General features: G+C 45.2%; 7 protein-coding genes. All 7 read right to left on the bottom strand.

Features of this window, described 5'->3' with window-relative positions; genetic code table 11:
* Positions 1-176 precede the first annotated feature (176 nt).
* On the bottom strand, positions 177-5,339 hold the full coding sequence (locus IEY34_RS06495) for an NPCBM/NEW2 domain-containing protein (RefSeq protein ID WP_189009318.1): 5,163 nt from the start codon (positions 5,337-5,339) through the stop codon (positions 177-179).
* A 220-nt stretch (positions 5,340-5,559) separates the two neighbouring features.
* Complete coding sequence (locus IEY34_RS06500) at positions 5,560-12,534, bottom strand: discoidin domain-containing protein (RefSeq protein WP_189009321.1); 6,975 nt, start codon at positions 12,532-12,534, stop codon at positions 5,560-5,562.
* Between the two features lie 156 nt (positions 12,535-12,690).
* Positions 12,691-14,001 (bottom strand): ABC transporter substrate-binding protein, encoded by a 1,311-nt coding sequence (locus IEY34_RS06505; RefSeq protein ID WP_189009325.1) that lies wholly within the window; start codon positions 13,999-14,001, stop codon positions 12,691-12,693.
* Positions 14,002-14,116: 115 nt separating this feature from the next.
* Positions 14,117-15,757: a helix-turn-helix domain-containing protein gene (locus tag IEY34_RS06510; RefSeq protein ID WP_189009328.1), complete on the bottom strand. Its 1,641-nt coding sequence runs from the start codon at positions 15,755-15,757 to the stop codon at positions 14,117-14,119.
* Positions 15,758-15,799: 42 nt separating this feature from the next.
* Complete coding sequence (locus IEY34_RS06515; protein ID WP_189009331.1) at positions 15,800-16,051, bottom strand: hypothetical protein; 252 nt, start codon at positions 16,049-16,051, stop codon at positions 15,800-15,802.
* Between the two features lie 79 nt (positions 16,052-16,130).
* Positions 16,131-17,945, bottom strand: coding sequence for a sensor histidine kinase (locus tag IEY34_RS06520; RefSeq protein ID WP_229757503.1), 1,815 nt, complete (start codon positions 17,943-17,945; stop codon positions 16,131-16,133).
* Positions 17,946-18,216: 271 nt separating this feature from the next.
* Complete coding sequence (locus IEY34_RS06525; RefSeq protein WP_189009336.1) at positions 18,217-20,238, bottom strand: beta-galactosidase; 2,022 nt, start codon at positions 20,236-20,238, stop codon at positions 18,217-18,219.
* Positions 20,239-20,261: the final 23 nt, after the last annotated feature.

Raw genomic sequence — 20,261 nt, forward strand, 5'->3', positions numbered from 1 at the left:
GTAGACGAATGTACCGCGCTCGTGAAGCTTTCCGTAAACCGAGCACGGAGAAGAACCAGACCACAGGACCACAATGTCTTCTCATTAAACAAATTGATTTTTACCGACAATAATAATGTCCTGATCTCGGCTCAATAAATGATTGAACCAAGATCAGGATATAGAGCTATTTGGTATTAATTAATCAATTTCAAATATTGCATCGCTTGTTTAATAATTACCGCAGCCTCTGCGCGAGTAGCTGCATCTTGAGGTGCGAATGTTGTATTTGTTTTCCCATGAACCAAACCTTTGCTGGCAGCTTCTGCTACAGCGCTGCGGGCATAGTCCGAGAACTGGTCTTGATCGGCAAATGGGGCATTCTTCGCAGCTTCCGGTTTTGATTCTCCCTGAACGAGATGGACAGCTTTCATCATCATGACGACCATTTGCTCTCTCGTAATCCGTTGATCCGGGTTGAATCGACCCTCACCTACACCTTGAACCAAGCCGTACTTCGCGGCTGTACCTACTTCTGAGGCATACCACTGGGTGACAGCAACATCGGTAAATACGGATGGCGTCGTCTCTGCCCGTAACCCCAGTCCTCTTACGAGAAGCGCTGCAAACTGAGCCCGAGTCACTTGCATTTCCGGCGTATACGTGCGATCCGTTGTTCCGTCGATCACCATTTTGGAAGCTAGGGTCTCAACATCTTTCTGCGCCCAGTGTCCGTTCATATCGTCAAATGTTTTCTTGTTTTGAACGATCGCATACAGACTGTTCGTATTTCGGGTTATGGTTACTTCTGTCTTGCCGTTTTTCACAGTGAATACCGATGGTACAAACTTCAGCTCTCCTGTGATCGGATCGTAAACGACCGCTGTCGCAATAGAAGAATCTTGAATGACTCCGTCTACATTCATCACGCGTGAGATAAAACGGCTGCCAAAGTTCGTAATTTCAACTTCTTTATCCTTGGCTTTCAGAATCACTTTATAATCGATCATATCGCTTACGCGTTTCATATCATTTTCTGAGATGGATTGATCAAACTGCTGTTCATGCTGCGATTTCGCTTTATCCATGCGAATGATTAGCGTCGCGCCTTCGGCATTTGCCAAACTCGCAACATCCTCACGGTTCAGGGCGGACAGCGGCAGGTTGTATGATCCCAGATGGCTTCTGAGCGTCAGGACCGTTTCTTTATTTTCTTTAAGACTGTTATACAAAATATCCAGCGGCAATTGTACGGCATTCCTTTCAAACTCGCTTGGTATCTCGAAATTTAGGATAGAGCTGCCCGCAGCTTTAAGATCTGCTAATTTCTGCGCCAGTCGTTCGCGATTGATGATTGCCGTTACAGCTGTTTGACTTTCTTGTACAGGTTCGACCCTAAGTTCCGTATCCTTGGGTACGTACTTAGTTGGATCTTCTTTCACCGGCGGTGCGGTTGGATTGCCAGAACCACTGGAACTGCCAGATCCAGGGTTAGTGCCTGGATTGCCATTTTGCCCGGATATCGTAATGACTTTGTTTCCAAAGACCAGCGAACCGTCGTTTGATGTTGCAACCACTTTTACGATTCCATCCTTCACAGCTGCCAACAAACCGTTTACGTCTATTATTGCTTTATCCGTAGTTGTTCTGCCATCCGTTTCATAGACAGCCCAAGTTACCGACTTATTCGCAGCATTGGCAGGGAGCACCGCCGCCTGTAATTGAAGGGTTCCGCTCTTCGCGGAAATCGTCGTCGTCGAACTTGTAATAGCGATCGATTCTACGTTCACCTGCCCAATCTTTGTTAACACAAACGCTTGCAGTGCGGTGTTCAACGCTGCCGTTTCAGCTTCGAATTCCTGTTTAGTAGCAACATTCAGGTCTACAAGTTGCTGCGCATGTGCGATTGCTGCTTGCAAGGTTGCTTTCGAGCTTGCAGGGTAATTGCCGACTGCTGTTCCTACTACAGCAAAATCATATTGAACTTGGGCATTCGCGATTAGCGCCACAAGATCAGCTCTATACGTGTTTTCAGTAACCGTAATGTTAGCTACAGCAGGTATGACTGTGCCATCTACAGTACCATTCACGATAAAATGGCCCGCTATTTTATACTTAGACGAATCTACCAGATCCCACTGAACCGACTTATCGGCAGTTGTCGCATTGTTATACACAACTGTGACACTTGCAGGCAGAACCGGCGGAACATACGTAGCCGTAACCACGTTTACTGGCATAACGCCCGAGATCACGGGTGTCGCTTCAACAGTCAGCTTCGTCAGCTTGGCATCCGCCCAATCGCCGTGATCCTCGCTGTTTCCATTGCCGGAATCCGTAACATCCAATATTAGCTCTTTATAACCCTTAACATTCACCTTCACAAATTGGGCATTATCCGCCTCTCTCAACACACTTCCGGAGTAAAGCGATTCGATCGTGCCATCGTTCTTCACTCCGGACACGTTAAACTGTATCGAGCCATTGTAGCTTCCGCCATTCACTTCCTTATCTACGCCAATGAAGGCGGAGAAGGTTTCATAATTTGCTCTAGTAAGATCATATTTGATCACTGAATTAGCATGAGTCCCAAGGCCTTTGGCAAAGGAGAGATCCTCGGCCCCATTCTTCAATACAATCGCATTGCCGGCGATGCTCTTGTCTTTCTTAACATCCAACCAGCCCGAGGATGCGCTTAACCAGTTCAGATCGCTCAAATAGTCCACTTCAGGCAATTCGTCCTTCTGTTCGGATTTGCCCTCCGCAATTCTAAATGTGGCATTGGCCCAGCTTGCATGATCCTCGCTATTATCGTTATCGCTCTGCGTAACAACCAGTTCCACAATGCTTGCGCCAGCTACACGGACATCGACCGGTTTAGCCACGTCGGTAACCTTCATTACTCCGCTCGCAAATTTCTCTACGCCGTCTACAAGCACCTTGAATTCCACATCCGCGTAAGACGGCGATTTGGCCATTTCTTGGTCGACTCCGACAAGAGCAGTGAAGGACTCATAATTTTTACCCGAAATGTCAAACATAATTCTTGAAGCAGCATGGACGCCAAAGCCCTTTTCGTACGTTATAGCGCCGCTATTGCCCATTAATCTTATCGCATTTCCGTCCAGGCTTTTATCCTTCTTAACAGTTAACCAGCCTGAAGCTGCACTTAACCATTCCAGGTCGCTCGCATAACGATCCACCAGTTCAAAGTTCAGCGTGTAGACTTCCTGTGTCGCTCCGCCGTCAGCTGTAGCTGTAATGGTCGTCGCGCCTGGCAAGCTGTCGGCTGGGTGGATTGCCAACTGCACGTCTTCAGATGCTTTGTCCACTGTAACTGTTGGAACTTCCTGGTTTTTCTCCCTCAAAATAGTCAGCTTCGTCGTACGATTCTCAGAATTAAGGCCATTGACCGGCACTCCATTCACTTTCACATTTTTAATCAGAGAAGGCAGTTTTTCCACTTTCCATAATTGACTGTCGCTTCCTGTATAGGTGTTTTGAACAACCGGATTTCCGTCAGCTGCAGAACCGTTGCTGTTCTCCAAGGCCAACTGGCTGTTCATGCTTGTAATTTTAAAATAGCCATTGCCAACATTGGAGATAGCCCACTGCTGGTTTATCGCTGTAGGATCTGCAGCAGTTTCAGAATCTGTCCATTGAATGACTGATTTCCCAGGCAATTTACTCTCGTCTGCAACATCCATAACTCGTCCGCTTTGTTTATTGACAATCTTATATTTGCCCAGACCTAAATCATCGATAACCCATTGCTGATCCAATGCACCCGATTGGGTTCGCCCGGCAACAGCCGCTCCATTCGCTGGCGAATTCCCAACTCCCAATACTTTGCTGGTCGCTTTATTGACGATGCGATACAACGTGTTGACATCAAAGGAGTCAATCCCCGTCCGCGTTGGAACTTCATTGGTGTGAGAGCCGACGGCCAGTTCGCCTGCAGCAGCGAAGCCGCCTACGGCCGAATTCACTTCCATTTTCAAATAGCGTGCTGTTTGCGATGGGAAAGTCACACGTTTCATGGTCTTGTCCCCATCCCATGTTCCGCTAGTAACCGAAGTGAAGTTCGTTCCGTCTTCGCTCACGTATAACGTATAGTCAGTAATCATACCTTGTGATAAATTTTGCGAAGGCAGGTAATTCAACATATTAATGTTGTTGTACGTGTAGCCCAAATCCAATGTAATGGATTGAGGCAAAGATGTGTTGGTTTGCCAAACAGTCTCAGAGTAAGTGTCGTTTACATAATCCATAAGGCCATCAATCGCATTGCTTGCATTCCCGCTAGTAGCCGTTGCCGAATTAGCTGTAATCGGATGCTCCATCACGATTGGCTGTTCCGGCAGTGGAGGACGAGATTCATTCGGCTTCCATGCTTGTCCGATCTCCCCCAATCGATTGACTACGTTGTTATCTAACTCCCCATCCGGGTTCGGTGAAACGTTGAGCAAAAAGTTTGTATAACGCGGTTCCAAATAACCGAGATGATCCTGCACAATATTCTGCACGCTTGCCGGCTCTGTATTGGTCATCCAATTGTGCCAGAACCATTGACTGGACACGAGCGGCATGCCCTGGTTAGCGGCATACGCATTGTTGGAAGGCGCCCAAACGCCCTTAGGTTCTTCAAAATAAATAATGTCCTCATCCCATGGCTGCGTTTGTCCATTGTGATCCACAATAAGAATATTAGGCTGTAGTCGCTTAATCAAATCACGAATTTCTTGGTATGAAACTTCATTATGCCCCATCTCCCAAGCCCAGCCGTCGATAATTAGAACCGGAATTTCGCCGTAATTCGTCAGCAGCTCGGTTAGTTGCCCTTTAATAAATTCGATATCCGCTCTGCTGACGGAACCCTTTTGAATACCTTGCTGACGATCCCAAATGGAGAAGTATAGCCCAGGCAGAATTTTTTGAGCACGCATAGAATCTACATATTGCCTTACGATATCTTTCTTGTAGGAGCTGTTCATCACATTATAATTGCCATATTTGGTTGGCCACAGGGCAAATCCGTCATGGTGCTTGGTCGTTAGAACGGTATATTTGATGCCTGCGGATTTGGCGGCTTGCGCCCATTGGTCTGTATTCACATGCTCAGGATTAAAAGATAGTGGATCTTGTCCTGGCGTCACCCATTCCTGATCGTGATAGGTTCCCATATTATAGTGGATAAACATGCCGAACCTGAGATCCACATAGTTTTTCTGATTCGTGTAACTATCATTGACAACGGGGTTTGCTGTGTTTTGACTATTTGTACTCGCAAAAACGGGGGCAACTGTTGCAAAAAATAGCATAAATATAAGTCCTACGCTTGTTGAAATCTTCTTAAACAATGAATTCCCCTCCTATAATCTCTAGTTGTTACTTACATTTAAATACAAAATTGTTTCAAAAAAATCAATGATAAAGCGCTTACAACCGTGCGCTTCGCAAAAGTTTTTTTTTATTACCTTCATCTGCTTCCCCCCTGTTGATTGTTCATTGACAATAATAAAACCTGATCTCGGCTCAATTTTTAGTTGAACCGAGATCAGATTATCGAGCTATTTGGTACTAATTAATCAATTTCAAATATTGCATCGCTTGTTTAATAATGACCGCAGCCTCTGCGCGAGTGGCTACATCTTGTGGAGCAAAGCTTGTTGCTGTTTTCCCATGTACCAATCCTTTGTCAGCGGCATCTGCTACCGCGCCGCGGGCATAGTCCGACAACTGGTCTTGATCGGCAAATGAGGTATTCGTCGCAGCTTCCGGTTTCGCTTCTCCCTGAACGAGCGCAACAGCTTTCATCATCATGACGACCATTTGCTCTCTCGTAATCAGTTGATCCGGGTTGAATTTGCCTTCGCCTACACCTTGAACCAAGCCGTACTTCGCGGCTGTACCTACTTCTGATGCATACCACTGTGTGGCAGCAACATCTGTAAAGACAGATGGCGTTGTTTCCGTCGGTAACCCCAGTCCTCTTACGAGAAGTGCTGCAAACTGAGCCCGAGTGACTTGCATTTCCGGCGTATACGTGCGATCCGTTGTTCCGTCGATCACCATTTTGGAAGCTAGATTCTCAACATCCTTTTGCGCCCAGTGTCCTTTCATATCGTCAAATGTTTTCTTGTTTTCAACGATCGTGTACATACTGTTCGTATTACGGATAACCGTCACTTCAGTCTTGCCGTCTTTCACGGCGAACACAGACGGTACAAACCGCAGTTTGCCAGTAACCGGATCAAAAGCTACCGCTGTAGCAGCGGAAGAATCTTGAATGACACCATTTACGTTCATTACACGTGTGATAAAGCTGTTGCCAAAGTTCGTAATCTCTACTTCTTTGTCCTTGGTTTTCAGAATCACTTTGTAATCGATAATATCGCTTACGCGTTCCAGACCTTTATCTGTAAGCGATTGTTCGAATTGCTCTTTATGCTGCGCCTTCACTTTATCCATGCGAACGATCAGACTTGCGTCTTCCGCATTAGCAAGGCTCGCAACATCCTCACGTTTGAGGATCGAAAGCGGCAAATCATACGTGCCTAAATGACTGTGTACCGTCAAAATAGTTCCTGGATTTTCTTTGTACCCGTTATACAAGACCTGAAGCGGCAATTGTATGGCGTTCGATGCATGCTCTCCAGGAATTTCAAAATTGAGAACAGAACTATTTGCTGTTTTGTGGAGATCTGCCAATTTCTGAGCTAGCCGTTCACGATTGATGATCGCCGTTACAGCTGTTTGCCCGTCTTGTGCAGGGTCAATCCGAAGTTCCGAATCTTTCAGCACATATTGCGCTGGATCTTCTTTTTCGATTGGTGCAGTTGGGCCACCGCCGCCACCGCCGCCACCGCCGCCACCTCGATATTGGTCGCTAGTGATTGAAATTAATTTCTCACTTACGACTCCTGAACGGTCATTCGCTGTTGCCACCACTTTCACTACGCCGACTTTCGAAACAGTCAATACGCCGGATTGATTGATGGACGCTTTATCCGTTGCCGTACCGTCTCTCTCGTATACAGCCCATGTCACTGTTGCATTCGTGGCAGTTGTCGGTGACACCGAAGCATATAATTGAAGACTTCCACCATTTAAGTTAATGACATCTGATGCGCTATCAATTTTGATGCTTAGTACGAGCACCTCTTTGATCACCGAAGCTTCAAATGCTTGCAGTGCAGCGTTCAAAGATGCCGTTGCTTGTTCAAATTGCGGCTTAGTCGCAGAATCATTATCTACAACCTGCTGTGCTTGATCGATGGCCGTTTGCAATGTTTGTTTCGAACCAACCGGATACTTGCCGACTTCCGATCCTTCCACGGCTATATTCAGCTTGCCTTTAACGTTCGCGATAAGCGCTTTAAGCACTTCTTTCTCGTAGTAGACTCCTTCTGTTACCGTCACGTTAGCAACAGCAAGTATGGATGTGCCATCTACGGCTCCGTTCACGGTAAAGATGCCAACCGCCGCATACTGAGAACGATCAATCGCGTTCCATTGAACCGATTTATTGGCCGTAGCGTTATCGTTATAAACGACCGTTACCTCCGTAGGCAGAACAGGTTTAACATAAGTAACTGTAACAACGCTTACCGGCAATACAGTTGTTACTACGGTTTGCTCCCATTTCGCAAAAAGCGTAATATCTGTCCCTTGAACCGTATTCACTGTGAAATCCCATGGAATAGTCAAGGCTGAATTTTGATACCAGCCTGCAAATAGATATCCGGTTCTTGTCGGATCCGTTGGCTTCGTTATTTTCGAACCTTCCGACACTCCGAAAATAGTTCGAACCGCGTCACCACCATTACTGTTGAAAATCACTTTCTTGCCTGGCTGGAAGTAAGAGAAATCCCACTCATCTTGCCACCAGAATCCAATTGTATTGTCTTGCGTGTTCACATCGATCGGCAGCCATACATATCTGGAATCTTTTAGATTCGAAGCATTCCAACGATCCCCCATAAAGATGAACTTATTCGAAACGATATCTCCATTTGCATCCCTATACGGAAGCACAAAAGTACTTTGACTGAAGAATGTCTTGTCGTTATTATAGCCCCTGGCCGGGTTGTCTTTATCTTCCCATGGACCTAAAATATTGGTCGCTCTATGATATTGGGCTGCTACTGGTTCCCAGCCTTTAGTACCTGAGGTAATCATATAATACACGCCGTCTTGCTTGAAGATCGCCGGAGCCTCTCGATGATTCCAGACAGCTTTAGCCCAGTGAACGCCTTCCAGCGACTGGTTTCTCTCGTTCTTCGCAGGTCCGGTATAGTCATCATTCAACTGCATAACAATCTCCGTTCCGTTACCTTCGGATGCGTAGATGAGGTATCCTTTGTCGTCATCATCGACGAACAACGTCATATCGCGCAGCATGCCTTCGCCTTCGCCGCCGCCCCATCCATTATTGGGCAATCTGGATGTACCCAGAAATTTAAATGGACCTGTTGGCGAATCGCTGATCGCAACGCCGCCTTCCGCCGCCCAATATTCACCAGCGATCGGTCCGTCTTGGTGCCACCACATCACATATTTGTCCGTTTTCTTGTTGTAAACAACCTTCGGACGTTCAACAACTTTATCCCAGTTGAAATCTTTATACATTACTTGCTTCTCGGCATTCGTTTTGTCCTTATACAAGGCATTAAGCTCATTTATGCGTTCATTCGAATTATATTTGCTCAACGAATTGATCGGCGATTTCATTGATTTAGTATAGTCGCCATCTCTGTTCGTAATCGTAACAACACGCTTAGGGTCGAATGGTTCCCCGCTAGTCTTATACGTCTCCGAATTTTCGCTCAAGTACAATAGCAGATCTCCGGCAGGCAGTTCATCTTTGCCAAGCTGCGGGTTGTTGAATACCGGCAATACAATCCCTTCATTTTTCCAGTTGTACAAATCTTTAGAAGAGTATGCGTGAACGCCTGTTACTGGTACATAACCCGAACCCACATTATCTGCCGATTTGTCTTCGCCGTACCAGTAGTACATTTTGTTCTTCTCGTTATACAGAATTCCTCCGCCATGAGCCTGAATCGGCACGCCTTCCGTATCCAGCCATAATTTACCGCTTTCAATGGAATCGACTTTGCCCAAGCTCAGATATAAATTGTATAAATCCTGCAGAACTCCAGTGTAGTAGGCAATACTTTCCTCCGTTAAGTCGCTAAGAGCACCTATCTCTGCAACTTGATTTTCAATCGTAGCTTCCACTTTAGGACTTATCCCCGAAACCGTCCGCAAGCGGTTAATAGCAGTTTGCAAGCTGCTTGTGTTGAAAGCAGTTCCTCGCTTCTGACTAACAGCAATTTCTGCTGTACTGAGCGTATTGCCGTCACCACCCGTGGTTATGGCCTGAATGGCAACATATCTCGCTTTGCCCGATTTGAATGTAGCCGATTGAGCACTTGAACTGGTTGCGTCAAAAGTGCCGTTTGCTGTAAATTGGAAATTGTCATCCAGATATTTTTGCGTGCCATTTGACGCTTTTCCCGATAAATTGCTATCGCTCAAATAAATTTTAAACTGTTTAATTCTGCCGTTCGCTTTATCTTGCCTTGGTGTAACCAAAATCTTGCCAACATCTGCAATGCTCTGTCCCAAATCTATAATGATATAATCGCCTGATTTATATTTCCTTCCATTTCCATCCCAGTTTGATTCGTAGAAAGTTGAATTGTTGTTATCCAGCATGAGACTGGAAGGATTCCCTTGATATGCTTCCGGTTCATAGAAGAGCCGAATCCCGTTAATCATTTTCTCACCGACATTAATTTTTGCCATTTCGGCTCTAATTTGGCCCGCTAGCTTATCGAGTACTTCCTGTGTCGCTGTTGGACTACTCAGCAGCGCTGGGGCTTGATCAAGCAGCTTTTGCACATCAATAAGGTAGGAATGATCTTCATGGAAGCCGCGAATGAACGCATCGGCATCGCTAATCGCTCCTGTAAGGCTGGTCTTGTCGATTCTAAATCCATTCTTGTTGAAGATGTTGAACTCAGCAGCCGATGCATACTGCTTGCCCGCATCGCTTCTTGACTCAAGCGCAGTGAACTTCACATAAGATGCGCCCTTTGCGTCAAAGGTTGCTGTTTTCTCGGTTTTGTCCGCGTCCCAGGTTCCTTCAGCCACTTTGGTGAAAGCGGTACCGTCAGTGCTCACGGATATTTCGAACTTAGTAACAACACCATTCCAATCAGCATCTTGCCGCGGCAAGTATTTCAGCTTATTAACACCCCCATACGCTTTGCCTAAGTTAAAAGTAATGGAGTGCGGCAGTGCCGAATAAGAGCTGTCCCATGCCGTGTGCCAGTTCGTTCCGGAATCTCCATCCAGCGTCCCCCCCGGTCCTTCACCTGATGCCGAACTGTCAGACGTTGCCGTCATTTGGCTTTGCGGAATGATCCCAGTCTCAACGGACTTGAACACCAAGCTATACTCAGCATTTAGTTTAATTAATATCTGAGCTATGTCTTCCTGGCTCGCAAACGTGTTGGATTTAACCGCAGTGGCTTCGTCAACTAACGTCTTCAATTTCGTTGTGTCTACACTTGCTGCATTTGCTTCGATAAAGTCATCAGCTCTGGTAATCGCATTCGCGAGTGCTAGCGTATCTGCTGTGAAATTGGACTTTCTCATAATATTGATCTCAGCAGCCGATGCATACTGGGCTCCCGATCCGTTCGTTTCATCCGCCTTTAACCTTACATATCTTGCAGATGCCGACGAGAAAGTTGCGGTTTTCTCCGACTTATCATTCTTCCATGTGCCTTGTGCAACAGGATTGAAAACGGTACCATCAGTACTCACTTCAACCGTATACTTGGTAATAACGCCATTCCAATCGGCATCTTGCCTTGGTAAGTAGCGCACCTGGTAGACATCATCATAAGATGCTCCAAGATCGTAAGTAATCGTGTGCGGACCTCCATCGTAAGGATCCCAAGACGTGTGCCATTTGGTTGAGTTATTCCCATCCAGTGTATTCGCAGGCTCTTCTCCGGATTGAGCGCTGCTTGCCGTCGCGCTCATTTCGCTCTGAGGAATAACCGTGCTGCTTGTATAGGAAGCTCCGTCAATGACGAAGGTTGTAATCGATTTTGCTCCAACGGTTGTGTGGAGAGTTTTATCCAAGACGGGTACATCTGCCTTCTGGGCGACATTCTCCGTGGCAGAGGATACATAAGGCGTTGCATTCCCGGTGACCGTATTAAACTGAGACATGTTCAATGAAATATCTTCATTAGTCGCACTTGCATTTCTGTATACAACATAGATTTTATTCTTGGCAGGATCATAAGCGGCTAACGTGTTGTCATTGTTATCTGCGATGAATCTGGAGCCCTGTGGGATGAATTTACTGAACTGCTGCATAGCATAATACTTCTTCGTGTACCACCACTGTTGCGTATCGAAATCAGCATGAAGGAGACCCCAATTCATATTCTCCTTGTCCTTCTGCATGTTTTTCTCGCTCTCAATCGCTTGCCAGAGGACCCACCCCTTAGGCTCAAGCCATGTGATGTCCGTCATAATTCTTTCTGATAAAGCCAATGCCGGTTCAAAATCGTCGTGATTATGAGCAACTCCTGAAGGACCAAGATCCACTTCAGACATCCATAACGGCTTGCCCGCCGCTTTGGCTTGATTTCTGATTCCGTATCGATCCGAACCGCCGTAGGAGTGGGTGTTCATTTTCCCGACATTCTCTTTCGTAGTTTCATCATACGAATTCCAATTGGATACGAAGGTATCAAGAATCGATTCATCCATGGCCGCAACTTTAACGGATTGCAGACCCTCAGCATCCAGTTTCGCGCGGGTTGTATTAATGAGCTTCATTTGCGAGGCAACGTCATAATGCGAACCTTCTTGGCCCCCGTTAAATCCCCAGTACTTTGTGTTAGGTTCGTTCATAGGGGAAAGGTAATTGAAATCAATATTCCAATTCTCTTTGAAATGCTTTACAACGCCCGCCATATAGGCAGCAAAATTATCATATTCCTCTGGTTTCAAGTTGTCTTTCCCAGAATCCCTATTTCCCGTTGTGCTTCCGCTGACCGTCATATAGTAGGGAGCCGAATTTGAGAACGCCTCCAATTGATTAGCGCCTCTTGCTTTCGCGGCTTGAAGCCACCAACGCTGATTGGCATCTTGCGACCAATCCCATACACCTTGGGATGGTGAGAACCCCGGAACTTCGCCACCTTGGCGCATCGTCTCGTAAGCAGGATTTTCACCGCCGCCAATATTATATCTGGCAATATTTAAATTCAATCCTGCTGGAGAGTAAAGCGCATCGGCCAGTGCATTTCTGGTTGTATCTTCCCAGCCCCCGGTTATATTGGCAAACCACGCGAGCGATGTTCCCCATCCGTCCCATGATTGCTGCATGTTGCTTGGATCTAGATCAATCGTAGTCGTTGCCGCACTCGCCTCTTGCGCCGTTAACCCGTAAAATGCCGGTGATACTAAAGACAAAGCAAGGCATGAAGCAAATAACTTTCTTCCAACTTTTGTAGTCATTCAGATAACCTCCTTCTTTGATGGCATAACCATCGGAACCATAATTTGGAAACGCTTACCGGGCTTTTCAAAAAAAACGGGATTTGATTTACATCAATTCCCCATAATAAGGGGAGGAGATGCCCTGCATCCCTCTCCCATTCTCAAGCGTGAACCTTACTTACTTGCTCTTGCTTTTGTCCATTTATCATTCAGATCGTTAGCAATCTTATCCAGCGGCGTTCCGCCCATCATTTCTTGACCAAGCTTCTTCCAATCCAATTGGATCGAGTTTACATATTTATTGAAGTTCTCTCCGCCTGGAAGAAAGCTGAATTCTTCCACTTTGTTAGCTTTGTAGAACTCAGTCAGGAACGGAACATCGGCTTTAACACCCTCCATAACGGAGTTCGCTTGCTTCTTGTTCACATAGAAGGAGTAAGCATCCGAGGAGAACATCCACTCTTGGAATTTCTTAGCTGCTTCTGCGTTTTTGGATTTGTTGTAAATACCGAAGAAGTTATCCGTGAAAGTCATCACTTTCAGCGGCTCCGACTCCGAATGACGAGTTGGCAGTGCGAATGCTGCTAAGTCATCCGTGTTGCCAACTTTGGATTTGTATTGCGGCAAGTACCAAAGTCCTGCAGCAATCACTGCTGCCTTTTTCGCTTCAAACAATCCTGTTGCTTGGTCATTGCTCAAACCTAGCGGATCAGCGCCCATGACTTTGGCATCATACAGGGTTTGAATATCCGTGTAAGCTTTATAGAATGGCGTACCTTTATCAAAAGGTTTGTCCATTCCGGCAATTTTGTCGTAGTAGTTTGCGTCACCGGATGCTAATATCGGCATGAATTCGTTAAACGGATAGTTCGGCCAGGAATCCTTGCCACCCATGGCATACGGCTGATATTTCCCGCTCTTTTTGATCGTCGTTAATACGCTTACAAACTGCTCCCACGTTGTTGGAACGCTTAAGCCCAGCTCTTTAAATACACTCGGATGATAGTAAACAAGTTCAGGGAACGAGATAACAGGCAAAGCTAGAATTTTACCATCAACAGCATATTGCTTGGCTTTCGTATTTTTGGCTGTAACGCTCAGGTCATTCAGTGGAAGAAGTTCCGCTTTGAAATCACTGATGAAATTCGGCTTCAATTCAATAATATCAGGCAGCTCATTAGCGGCTAATCTTACTTTCATCGCTTGCAAGTAATCGCCATCACTTTTGAACGTTTCGACTTCCATTTTCACGTTCGGCATAACGGTGGAAAACTCTTTGACCTTTTTAGTCCAGCTATCCAGGAATTCGCTATCGCTATCCCACATCGCAAGTTTTAATGTAATCGCATTCTCTTTCGTGTTGTTTGCTGCCGTGGGAGCAGGTGAAGCGCTGCTACCCGCAGTAGTCGTCGTATTGGTGCTGCAACCTGCTAATCCAAACGTCAAGGCAATTGAAAGTACAGATGTTACTAGTCTTTTTTTCATAGTCTTTCTTAACCCCCTCAAGATTACGTAAGTTCTTATTTACAATCTTATCTTACATAAATTCGGAATACGCTTTCATTGATATATTTAGTCATTAGTTTGATAAATTTTGTGCTCACTCTTTTTTTCTTGCATAGTTGTCCCGGTATTTCTGAGGGCTCATCCCCCGATATTTTTTAAACACACGGCTGAAATGTTCCGGGTTCTCATACCCCACTTTCACGGCAATCTCATACATTTTCATGTCGGTTTCGATTAGCCTTGTTGCCTCATTGATCCGCAGTTTTGTCACATATTCAATAAAATGCTCACCCGTTTCTTTGACGAACTGTTTACTGAGATGGCTCTCTGTCACTTGTGCCCATTCGCTAACTTGACCAAGCGTAATTGAATTGCAATAATTCTTCTCTACGTAACGCTTGACTCTCTCCACTAACCGCTGCGGGTTTTCTTCACGTATTTTGTCAGGATGCAGCAAATCTGCTAGGCGAAATACAAGCTTCTCAATCCACTCATGTAAATCTTCACGGAACGTGAATTGTTCAACAATTTCGTAAGGTCTTCGCCGCGTTTCTATCACATGCGTCCAATTCATCCCTTTTGCATGCAGTAATGCGCCTATATTCCAAATCAGTTCTTCATAAATAGGGAGCGAGCTTTCCAACGTTACATGGGGCATATCGCTCAATTGACTTAACCCCGTGTACAATTGCTGCTGCCACTTGCGGTCTCCCTTATCCATGAGATACATCATCACCGAGTAATCATACGGCGTAGGCAGCTGTCTTTCGTTCACGCTTACCGTTTCAGAATAATACACGCGCCCAGGGCCTTCCGAGAATCGCAGATTGGCCAGGCTGCTCGCCTGACTATATCTAAGATGCCAGCTTTTCCAGTCTGTGCATGACTCCGCTACTCCGATGGACAGCGAAACATTAATAAAGTTTTTGACCGTATTGCGCAAAGAATCGAGGAGTTCAATTACACGTCCCCGCAAATTCAAGAAGCTTGTCGATGACTCATAACATAGAAGAATGGCATATTCATCCCCATTAATTTGCAGTAATTCATAGGGGTGCTTGACGATCTCCATCCCTTGTTTAATAATCCTGCCTACATGCTCATCATTGTCCGAACCGCCTTGCAGCGGCATATCCGTTATCCGATTTTGTTTATCCGGCATCACGGATACAAGGACATGCTGAAAGTTCGTAAATTGGAGCATCCATTTCGAAAAAGAGTCGTCCTGCGCCAGATTGGGACTATAGAGATAATCTTTATCGCATAACAGTCCGCGGAGCCATATTTCTCGCTGCTTGAGATCGGCGTCCCTATTGGTTTTACTCATTCTTGCGGAAGAAATCGTTTTTTCTTTTAACTGAATAAGCGCTTTCTCAATGACCGGAACGATATGTTCTGGATCAAGATCAGCTTTCATAATATAATCCACAGCCCCTAGCAGAAACGCTTTTCGCACGAAATCAAAGTCTGAATAGGCGCTCAACACAATACTCACTGGCGAGTTAGCTAAATTCGCTTCCTGCAGCTTGGACAGGAGCGTAAGGGCATCCATAATCGGCATGCTCATATCGACAATCATTAAATCAACGTCCTGCTGCCCCGATATTCGTTCCCATGCTTCATGACCATCTGCAGCCTCAGCTACCACCTCGCAGTCCAGATCACTCCACGGAATAATCGCACTCATGGCTAGTCTCACTAGCGGCTCGTCATCGACGATCATTACTCTAAACATTTTTTTTCATCCCCAATCTGAATAAAAGCCGATATGACCGTTTTACTCCTGAACAATAACCTGATCATACCTTTGCTCGATGACACCTGGAACTTCGTAAAGTAAGTAAGAACGACCGCTAACTTCTCCGCGAAACGAACTGGGAAAAGACATGTATTCTTTCTTTGACAAGATTGGCAGAATGGCAATATCTACAGACATCCCAAATCTATCCTTCAACTCCAAAGCGGAAAGAAAGCTTTTTTCGATGAGAATAATTCGATCATATTTGGTATCGTATAAGCAAAATTTCATAGGATATGACACGCCCCCCTTTATCCATTTCTCTATTCTTCTGGATAAATTAACGTTATCGCTGCCGGTAATGAGCGGGTTAAGCAGATTTTCCGTCAGTCAAGCTAATCGAAGGTTGATCCGGATTATTGGTCAAGAGGGGCAATACGATAGTGACCTCTGTTCCAACACCCAGTTTACTGTTAATCTCGAGCCCATAGGGTTCTCCGTAATTTAAGCGAATCCGATCATTGACATTGGCAATACCAATACCGCATAGCGATTCCACTTTTTTCTCTTGCAGCAAAGCTTCCATCGTCTTCTGCTCCATGCCCTTGCCATTGTCAGTGATTGTCATGACGAGTTGACCGCTATATTTTCTGCCTGTAATTTTGACGATCCCCATCGCTTCTTTGCCGTAAAATCCGTGAATAATCGCATTTTCCAAAATAGGCTGCAAAAGCAGCTTGAGAATGTAAGTGTCTGTCACACTTTCATCTAAATCGTATTCAACCTTAAAGCGGTCACCATAACGAACTTTCATAATATGAATATATTTCTCCAGGCTCTGCATCTCATCAAACAATTGAATGTAAGAGCCGCCGCGATGGAAGGTAGAAGATAACAATTTGATCAGAGAATCCGTCATTTCAACCAGATTCGTGGCTTTGGACAGCATCGCCATTATTTTTATGGCATTAAGGGTATTCACCAGAAAGTGCGGATTAATTTGCGATTGAAGCGCATCGATCTCTGCACGGTTTTTCAGCTTTTCCTGTTCTTGCCTTTCAACGATGAGCTCCTGGATGCGCACTGTCATATTTTGAAATGTTTTTCCTAACGAATAAATTTCCAATGGCCCTGAGAGGTCCAAATTAACTTGAAAGGAACCGCTTTTCATTCTATTCATTTGATAGATTAATGATTTGATTGGACCTACGATACTACGAACTAGAAAAAAGGATACAATCAAAAAGATGACCAAGCCAGCCGCAGATACATTCATAATAAATTTATAAATTTGCTTGACCTCGGAAGTCATCTGATCATACGGAGTAATATAAATAATTTTCCATTCCGTTCGCTCCATAGTCAGGAAGGTAACAGACATTTGTTCATTATCAGCCATTGTTTTAAAGTTGCCGCTTTTCTTATCTTGGGCTTGTTCGATCGCTTGCTTTTCGATGTTTTGATTTTTATCTTTGCTCGTATCCAACATGATATTTCCGTTTCCATCAAGGATAATAAAGCTGCCGTTTTGATTGGACGTGGATTCAGCCAGGTTCTCGAACACCTTGGCTTGTATCACAAAATAGATCATTTCAACATCGCTAAATGACCTTTCATACGTAGGAGCAATGGCTGCCGATAAAATATATTTATCATTCGACTCAATCAATACATTCTCTTCAGAGCCGAATAACTGTACTCGCCCTTGATTTTGCAGCGTTTTGTGATACAGCAGCGTCGCCTTCAAATAATTTTCGTTGATCCGCGTGTCGATGTTATGAAAATGCGTACCCTCAAAAAAGTAGGCGCCCCCGTCGCGATAGACGAACATCGCCGAAACAACATCTGGCATATCGTGCAAGTAACTTTTCAATTGGTTTTCTAATTGGAAGGAATAGTTGAATTGATCTTTGGATTCTGTGCTGCGATGAAAGGAAGTGGCAAGGGAAATGACATTATTATCCGAGGCAATAGCGGCAACCGTCCTGATATATCTGCTTTTTTCCTGATCAATGGTATAGGATACTTGTTCCAATGTCTGCATCGTACGCGAGGTAATATTCGTCAGCAAAATATCGGTATACTTTCGTAATGACAACAACGCAACCAACACAATAGGCATCACAATAACGAAAAAAAACATCACGTAAAGGATCGATGTAATTGGCCATCTCTTTTTAAACATACTCACTGCTGGGTTCCCCCCCCCGGTTATCAAGTAACAACTAGGCATGTTATTACATATTCCCACATCTGACGGGATAACTGGGACACCCAGTGTGTCAAAGTTGTTACGCTTTCACTAACTATTTAACCCTAATTTCGGCAGAATACGACATCAACTACCGTCATCATAAGTTTAAATACTTTCTGCGTCAACAGCCTAATACTTCCATTCGCCTCCTAAATATAGGAAGGAAAATCAAGGGAAGACAGGACTGCCTTCCCTTAGGAAATCATAAGAACAATTCTTCCAAAATAGCTACCCCTTGCGGCTCTAGCACCAACGTACGTTCGTAGAATCGGTGAGACAATAAATCCTTATAAGTTCCTTCATTTAATAAAATCACAGATTCATAAGCATTGTGATTCAAGACAAACGTGTACGTTCTTCCTTCTTTCTGTCTGCTCTTCATCTCAACACCATAAGGTGCTTGATGAGCCGGCTGCAAATTCAAGCGCTCGCACAGCGTTTGGCTGAACTCCGCCAAAAATTTAGGATCAGGGTCTGTTGCTACATAGAACGCTTCTCCCAGCCCGAATTTATTGAGAGTGACTGCCGGCATGCCAGCGTAGAAATCACGTCCATAGAAGGCAAGAGCCTCTGCTCCTTCAAGATGGAGCAAGTCACATAAGAGTCCGCATTCGTATTCTCCTCGAAGCTTTCCGAACGATGAGGGCATGATAATGGTGTTCGTCATATCTGGCTGAAGCGCATCTATTTCCTCAACCCAAATCCCCAGCAGGTCACGCAATTCACCTGGATAGCCGCCGAGTGTGACAAGATCGTTCTCATTCACAATCCCGCTGAAGAATGATGTAACGAACGTTCCCCCCATGATCACAAATGACCTCAGCCGTTCGCTCACGCCAGGTTTCATCATATACATGACTGGAGCAATTACTAACTCATACTTGGAAAAGTCGCTAAGCGGACTAATGACATCTACATTAACGTTTAAATCATAGAATGCCTTGTAGTATTTCTGCGCTTGCTTGAGATAATCGAGATCAACGTTCGGACCACTGGTCATTTCTACCGCATTCCATGTATCAATATCAAACAGCAGCGCTACTTTGGACTCTGTTACAGAATCCAGCAGCGTATCTCCCAATGCGAGCAGCTCTTGTCCCAATTGCGTACACTCTTTAAACACCCTTGTGTGCTCATGACCCGCATGAGCAATCAAAGCTCCGTGATACTTTTCGCATGCGCCGACAGAACGGCGCAATTGGAAAAACATCACCGTATCCGCTCCACGCGCTATCGCCTGATAACTCCAAAGGCGCATAACACCAGGCCTTTTGAGACTATTGTAGGGCTGCCAGTTCTGCTGGCTTGGCGTCTGCTCCATCAGCATGAAAGGCTGTCCATCTTTTAGCCCTCTCATGTAATCATGTCTCATCGCTACGTTGCTCATCGGCTCATTCATTTGAGGATAACTGTCCCAAGAGACAACATCCATACGATCTGCCCATTTCTTTAAATCCAGACCGTTAAAAAGTCCCCATATATTCGATGTAATCTTGATTTCCGGCGTGATCGCTTTAATCGTGTCATATTCGCCTTGATAGCATTCTAAGATCGCATCGGACATGAATCTCTTATAATCCAGTGCGATACCTTGGAAGCATTTATTATTCCCGTTCAAATTCGTAGGCAGGACAATTTCATCCCATTCATAGACCGTATGAGACCAGAAACTCATGTTCCACACACTATTTACGACTTCTAAAGAACCGTATTTATTTTGCAGCCAAGTTCGGAAAGCTGAGGCGCAAGTGTCGCAGTAGCAATGCGGACCATATTCGTTGCCGATGTGCCAAACAAGCAAAGAAGGGTGATTCCCGTACCGTTCTGCCAATTTGCTCGCCAAGCGCTGAGAGAACTTCCGGTACACATTGCTGTTTGGGCAGAAGTTAACGCGAGAGCCATGCGTTCGCTTTCTCCCGTCAATATCGACGGGAAGCACTTCAGGATACAGCCGCGACATCCAGGCAGGCTGTGCTGCAGTTGAGGTAGCTAAGCACAGGAAAATGCCTTCCTTCGAAACGGTGTCTATGATTTTATCCAGCCACTCGAAATCGTAAACATCCTCCGAAAGCTGCAGCTTCGCCCAACTGAACACAGGCAGCGTCACGATATTAATGCCCGCCAGTTTAAACAATCTCATATCTTCCTGCCACACTTCTTCAGGCCATTGGTCAGGATTATAATCGCCGCCATAATATATGTATGGCAGTTTGTCATTAATCATTGCATATACCCCCATATTGTATA

The sequence above is a fragment of the Paenibacillus marchantiophytorum genome (genome assembly GCF_014640555.1).
Lineage (GTDB): Bacteria > Bacillota > Bacilli > Paenibacillales > NBRC-103111 > Paenibacillus_E > Paenibacillus_E marchantiophytorum.

What these genes read in the sequence shown, in the direction of transcription:
- IEY34_RS06515 (WP_189009331.1), bottom strand. Translation starts at nt 16,051, where the DNA reads ATGAAATTTTGCTTATACGATACCAAATATGATCGAATTATTCTCATC.
- IEY34_RS06525 (WP_189009336.1), bottom strand. Translation starts at nt 20,238, where the DNA reads ATGATTAATGACAAACTGCCATACATATATTATGGCGGCGATTATAAT.
- IEY34_RS06520 (WP_229757503.1), bottom strand. Translation starts at nt 17,945, where the DNA reads ATGTTTAAAAAGAGATGGCCAATTACATCGATCCTTTACGTGATGTTT.
- IEY34_RS06500 (WP_189009321.1), bottom strand. Translation starts at nt 12,534, where the DNA reads ATGACTACAAAAGTTGGAAGAAAGTTATTTGCTTCATGCCTTGCTTTG.
- IEY34_RS06505 (WP_189009325.1), bottom strand. Translation starts at nt 14,001, where the DNA reads ATGAAAAAAAGACTAGTAACATCTGTACTTTCAATTGCCTTGACGTTT.
- IEY34_RS06510 (WP_189009328.1), bottom strand. Translation starts at nt 15,757, where the DNA reads ATGTTTAGAGTAATGATCGTCGATGACGAGCCGCTAGTGAGACTAGCC.